Source organism: Litchfieldella rifensis, from assembly GCF_042646605.1.
GTDB lineage: Bacteria > Pseudomonadota > Gammaproteobacteria > Pseudomonadales > Halomonadaceae > Litchfieldella > Litchfieldella rifensis.
In genome coordinates, this window is sequence record NZ_JBHRUG010000021.1 from 1 (window position 1) to 5,774 (window position 5,774).

General features: G+C 61.5%; 6 protein-coding genes. 1 reads left to right on the top strand and 5 read right to left on the bottom strand.

What is annotated here, in order from left to right:
- Nucleotides 1-219 precede the first annotated feature (219 nt).
- Nucleotides 220-1,026, bottom strand: coding sequence for a class I SAM-dependent methyltransferase (locus ACFOEV_RS11175; protein ID WP_386773894.1), 807 nt, complete (start codon nt 1,024-1,026; stop codon nt 220-222).
- A gap of 424 nt (nt 1,027-1,450) precedes the next feature.
- On the opposite strand from ACFOEV_RS11175, the gene ACFOEV_RS11180 reads away from it, so the two are divergent.
- Entirely contained in the window at nt 1,451-1,867 is a 417-nt protein-coding gene (locus tag ACFOEV_RS11180) for a cupin domain-containing protein (RefSeq protein ID WP_386773896.1), read from the top strand.
- On the opposite strand, the gene ACFOEV_RS11185 is transcribed toward ACFOEV_RS11180, so the two are convergent.
- The 4 genes from ACFOEV_RS11185 to ACFOEV_RS11200 form a co-directional block, all read right to left on the bottom strand.
- The gene (locus tag ACFOEV_RS11185) at nt 1,864-2,040 is read right to left on the bottom strand and encodes a hypothetical protein (RefSeq protein ID WP_386773898.1); all 177 of its coding nucleotides are present in this window, start codon (nt 2,038-2,040) and stop codon (nt 1,864-1,866) included. The two genes, ACFOEV_RS11180 and ACFOEV_RS11185, sit on opposite strands and share 4 nt — an antisense overlap.
- 175 nt (nt 2,041-2,215) lie before the next feature.
- On the bottom strand, nt 2,216-3,505 hold the full coding sequence (locus tag ACFOEV_RS11190) for a cation:proton antiporter (protein WP_386773900.1): 1,290 nt from the start codon (nt 3,503-3,505) through the stop codon (nt 2,216-2,218).
- A 143-nt stretch (nt 3,506-3,648) separates the two neighbouring features.
- Nucleotides 3,649-4,611: a zinc-binding metallopeptidase family protein gene (locus ACFOEV_RS11195; protein ID WP_386773901.1), complete on the bottom strand. Its 963-nt coding sequence runs from the start codon at nt 4,609-4,611 to the stop codon at nt 3,649-3,651.
- Nucleotides 4,612-4,860: 249 nt separating this feature from the next.
- A partial coding sequence (locus ACFOEV_RS11200; protein ID WP_386773903.1) for an IS110 family transposase occupies nt 4,861-5,774 on the bottom strand: 914 nt, incomplete at its 5' end.

The window sequence follows — 5,774 nt, forward strand, 5'->3', positions numbered from 1 at the left end:
TCAGACGATGCTGCTTCCAGGAGCGGACGGCCTCCCCGGTAACGGGTGCCTAACTCTAGCAACTCATATGGTGTCAACATACAAGGAGCGGCTTCAGCCGCGATTAACAAGCTAGTAAAGAAGATCCTAACAGGAAGATACCGGCCATTTCCTGACGTGGATCCCGGTCGGTGAAACCGAACGCCGATCGGCGCGCGCCGGTCCTTTATCTTGTATTCGTCACGGCCTGACGGCGGAGAGGCTGTATGCCTGGTTTTCCATACGCACCCTCCCGTCGGCCTCCTGGTAGGGTGCGATGGCCTCGACAACGGCCTGCAGGATGCTCTCCCGGACCCGATCGCCCCGCCCGCTCATGGGCGCCACGAAACGCGAGGATAGCGCCTCCCGGTAGGCGACGAACTGCGCGGCCGACTTGAACTCGAAGGTGACGGCAACACGCTGAAGCCGAACGTCCGCGAAACCGGCGTCTTCCAGCCCCGCGGCGGTCGCCGCGACGTCGCAAAGCGCGAACGGCGTCTTCTCGCCCTCGTCCGGCGGCGGCAGCCCCAGGACACGATGCGCCGTTCTTTCCGCCAGGCTCAACGTCGGCGTCTCGTCCCCCGATGCCCAGAACGACGCCGAAATCCGCCCGCCGGGCTCGAGCACACGCCGGATTCCTCCGAGGGTCGCGCCAAGATCTTCGACGAACATCAGGCCGCAACGACTGAGCACGATGTCGAAGCTCTCCGGGAGCGACAGCGCCCCGATATCCATCACCCGGAACTCGGCATTCGTCAGGCCCGCCGCCTCGGCCCGCACATGGGCCATGTCGATCATCGCCGGCGAGATGTCCACGCCGAGAACCCGCCCCGCAGGCCCGACACGTGCGGCGGCCTCCAGGGCGGGCTCGCCGATGCCTGTCGCCAGATCCAGAACGCGGTGCCCAGCCGCGAGACCTACCTGATCGAACATGCAGCGCGACAAATCCCCTACCGCCTTCTCGATCAATGGGAACCAGTGCTGCCAGGCCGTCGATTGGTCGTTCATGAGTATTTCTCCCCAGGCGGTCCTCCCTACCACCGAGTCAGGAACGAAGTGCCGTAGGAGCTGCTTTAGCTGCGATCGATAGGTGGGAATGGCGATAAGTGACAGGTTAGCTCCGGTGACCGAAAAGAGACAGACAACTGCTGGCAGACAGCAAGCGCCTACCCCGCCCCACAGTCAGGAACGAAGTCCTTGTAGGAAATGGGGGCATCGCCCAGGCGGTAGGAGCGCCCGTGGGCGCGATAGAAGGGGCTTTTCTGACGGCCGGATCGTACACGTCCAAACACCCAAGGCGGGCTGGTCAGCCAGGTAGATGGTGTCGTTGATCATGCGCTACTTGAACTATAGTTAATTTGTGGTCGCGGTGTGTCTGAGCTGCGGCAATAGCATTGGATCATACACTGCCCTAATGGGAGGGAGGACAATAATGAAACTGGTGACGTTGGCTGCTGCCGCTGTTTTCGGAACCGTATCATCACTGGGGTTGGCTCAAGATCTGACAGAAATCGATAAACCTGCTTCGGAGTTGGAGCAGGTGCTGGCACAGGAAGTCGAATTATCCGATGGTGCTCAAGAGGTGCGGGTAGTCAGGGTGACGATGGATCCGCACACGGCTGCTGCGTGGCATACCCATCCCAGTCCCGTTTATGTGTATGTCGTCGATGGTGAGCTGACACTCGAGGTAGAAGGCGAAACAAGAACGATCAAAGCGGGGGAGGCGGTTGCCGAACCGCTGGATGCGAGGATGCGGGCGCTGAATACGACAGATAAACCCGCCCGAGTAGTGGTGTTTCAGATAAGCCCGGCGGAGAAGGCGTTCTTGGAAGAGGAGAAGGAAAATTAGTATTTTTTAATTTTATTGTTGAAAACCAATGCAGGAGCGACTGTGGCCGCGGAGACATGGACAGCCAAGCCGGGCTGACGCCGGATCGCCGCCACGGTGGCTCCTACCGCCTGTTCGAGAACGTCCGCCGGCGGAGTGCCGGATTCGACTTCAGCTTCGATATCGTGGTGCACTCCGCCACCAAGTACCTGGGGCCATTCCGATATCGTCAGCGGTGTCGCCGCCGTGGTTGCCGACCTGTATCAGGCGTTGCAGGCTGGCAGCGGAGAACAGACCGATTGAATCGGCTGGTGGGGTGAGGATAGCTGCCTGACAGTCAACCAGAATGACAACGTGAGGTTATAGCGATTACCGAGGCTTCCGCGAACGCCAATAGCGAGCAATAGTGGGCTTTACGCTGACCCCGTGAACCAGGATCGATAAGGCAACCACCACCAGGGTCAGATGTATCAATTCCAGTGCTATTCCCTCTGGCAGCCCGTGTTGGATGGCATACATCAGATAGTACAGCGAGCCAATACCACGGACGCCAAACCAGCCCACGAGGTGGCGCATACGCATGGGTGCCCTGCTTCCCAGCAGGCCAAGGTGCACGCTGATGGGGCGGGCGACAAAAAACAGAAACGCCGCGAAGCCAACGGCTCGCCAACTCCAGGAATCCCAGAAGAGCGAACCGCCGATCAGTAAAACCAGCACGATTTCCGCCAGCCGTTCGAGGTGCTCGTTGAATACCAAGGAGCTTTCGCTCACGTGCACGTGCACTATGGCTTGCGGTTCACCTTCCGGGGGTGTCTCGACAGGTACCGAGTAGTCTTGTTTGAGGCCGGCCAACTTCAATTCGGTGTGGCGCAAAGCCACCGCGGCACTGAACACGGCCAAAAAGCCCCAGGCATCCACTAACAAGCTGACTCCGTAGGCAAGCGCGATCAGCCCCAGGCCGAGAAAGCTTTCCAGAAAGGCAGTGCCCACAAAGGTAGTGCGTATCTTGTTTACCAGCCAACCGACACCAACGCCCGCCAAGATACCGATGCCGATACCTGCACCGCTTGCCCAGAACACATCCACTGCCAGCCACCGCCAACCGGCGTCGCCAAGATCATGCAGACCCAGCAGGCCCAAGCCGAGCATCACGAACGGGAAGGCGCTGCCGTCATTCATTCCGGCCTCGCAGGTCAATGCAAAACGTAGTTCGTCAGTATCATCGGCATGACGAACCTGGACCTCGGTCGCCAGTACAGGGTCGGTCGGCGCGACCACGGCACCTAGCAACACGGCAGCCCCAAGGGGCAAAGCGAGCCAGTAGTAGCCGAACAGCGCCACTAATCCGACGGTAAGCGCCATCGAAACAACCGCCAGTTGCAGGGGATTGCGCCATCGCTTGAAGGTCACCGGCGCTGGCATTTTTACGCCGGCGCAATACAACGAAATAAGTACGGCGATCTCGGTCAGTAGCTCCAATAAAGCCGACTCTTCCAGTGCATTGAAATGAAACAAGCCAAAGCCCATGGGCCCAAAAATGAATCCGATAAGCAGATACACAATGGCAGAGGTAGCGGGCACTCTTTTGAAATAGGAGAAGGTAAAGCCCACTACCAGTAGCAGCGTTCCAATCAATATGAACCAAGTAGCGGTTGTCATAGATTTCTCAGTAGGCGTGCGTTCATTCGCAAGATCACAGCCAACCGCACGCGATCCGAAAGGATCGGACCAGCGTAATCGCGCTCGTTCGTGAACTCACCTCAACCAGCTAGCCGCGAATCCCCCCTCGGATACCCAGCGCGTCAACGCCCCTGTGCACCCCGGCGCAACCAGTCATGCACGAAGGCGAGCTTACGGCGCGCGGCGTCCGACAGCACGAAGGGGTAGAGGTCCGACAACCCCATGGAGCGGTTGACATGATTGACCCCCACGGTGAGGGAGGCCGCGACATGGATCAGACGCTCGGCATCCGGTTCCGAATACGGGTCCCAACCCGGGCTCGGCAGTTCAGGCGAGGACAGGCCCGTCGCGACGAAGCTGTCGGTAATATCGGTCAGGTGCAGCAGGTGCGCGGCGGTCTCGGCCCAGTCCTCATGCGGATGCGCGGAGGCGTAGGTGGTCAGGAAGCGCTGCCTCCAATCGGGCGGAGGGCCGTCATGGTAGTGGCGCTGGAGCGCGGTGGGGTAATCCGCGCGTTCGTCGCCGAACATGACGCGGAAGGCGTCGAGGAAATCGTCGCGCAGGCTGAGCCGCCACCAGAGCATATGCGCGATCTCGTGGCGCATATGTCCGATCATGGTGCGGTAGGGCTCGTCCAGCGCTTGGCGGCGAGTTGCGCGCAGGACCGGGTCCGCCTCAGCCACGCTGATCGTCACCACGCCCTCGACATGCCCCATGAGCACGGGCGTCGGACCCTCGGCGAGCAGGTGGAAAACGGGGCGCGCACCCGGATCCTCCGGCCGGAACCAGTGCCAGCGGCCGAGATTGTCAAGCGCCCAGCGCTTGGCGGCCTCGGTTTGCGCCCAGTTGGGGATGGCGCCGGGTATGGCGGGGTCTGGGGCCAGCGCCGTCATGGCGCAGGATCGGCAGAAGGCGCCCTGTGCAGGAGCGATCCAGTTGCAACCGATGACCTCCCGGTTGACGCAGAAAGGCGGCATGGGCAGGAAGGCCCGCGCCTGCGGGTCGTAAGCAACGGGGGTACCGTCGGCAGCGAGGTTGTCGAACCAAAGCGAGCCGGAACCGACTGGGTTGGCAAAAACGCGCATACAGTAGGAACTCCGGAAGAACGACAGGGCACAAGGCCCGAAACGTCACGAATTCATACTTCTCTTCTCCCAGACGCGTGTCAATTCATTTGGAGCGCTGCCGGATATTCTCCCTGGCCGAAAGCCTGGGCGGGGTGGAGAGCCGGGTCGCTGACCTGGATCAGGCATGGCAGACCGACAGCAAGGTTGGCTGACACACAGCATAGGGGATGAGCAGGAACGAAGCCCCTGTAGATACTCCGTTTCGACTCAAGCGTTCATATGCTCATCGCTGAAGAGCAACGAGGAATCGAATGGGGTTTGGCTCTGCATGCAGGCCCACAGGCCGGTGAGGTACTTGCGCATCACCGCACATTGGGCCTGGATCTTTTTCTTGCCCCGCGCCACCAGGGCGTCGTAGAACGCCTTGGCCCGCGGATCATGCCGGACCGCACACATGGCCGGCATATACAGGGCCGCCCGCAAATAGGCATTGCCGGCTTTGCTGAGCCGCGCAGGCCGGTTCACGCTGGTACCGGACTGCGTGAGTCGTACGTCCAGGCCGGCATAGCGGCTGACCTGTGGCGCCTTCAGCTCCCGGGGCAGCACACACAGCTCGGCCAGTAACGCGATGGCCGTGGCGTCGCCGATGCCGGTGGCGGCGGTCATGTTGGCGTGGTGGACCGCCAGCGTTTCACACTCGGCGATCAAGGCCTGGGCGGCTTGCGTGAGGCGTTGGATGCGTCGCTCCAGCCACGCAATGCCCTCCTGCTCGTCGTCGATCAGCAGCGGTAGGGTCATGCCCTTGGCCTGCAGGGCGTGCAAGCGGTTCTTGGCCTGGGTACGCGCGGCCGTGAGGCGATTGATCTGGCGTCCCAGGTCGCGCAGCGCCAACTGCGTCTGGGTCGGCGGCACCCAGCGTCGGGGTTCCATGCGCTCGCCATACTCCGCGAGCAGCGCCGCATCCAGGCCGTCGGTCTTGCTGCCACGGAGCTTCAGTTCGGCAAAGTGACGGAAGCTGCGGGGGTTGATGACGGCCACGGGCAGGCCGGCCTCGACCAGGGCGACGGCGAGATCCAGGTAGTAGATGCCTGTGGCTTCCATGACCACGAGGGTCGGTTGGAGGGCATGGAGCCGTTTCACCGCCTTGGCATGGCCGTGGGGCGTTTGCTGGAAGGTCTCGA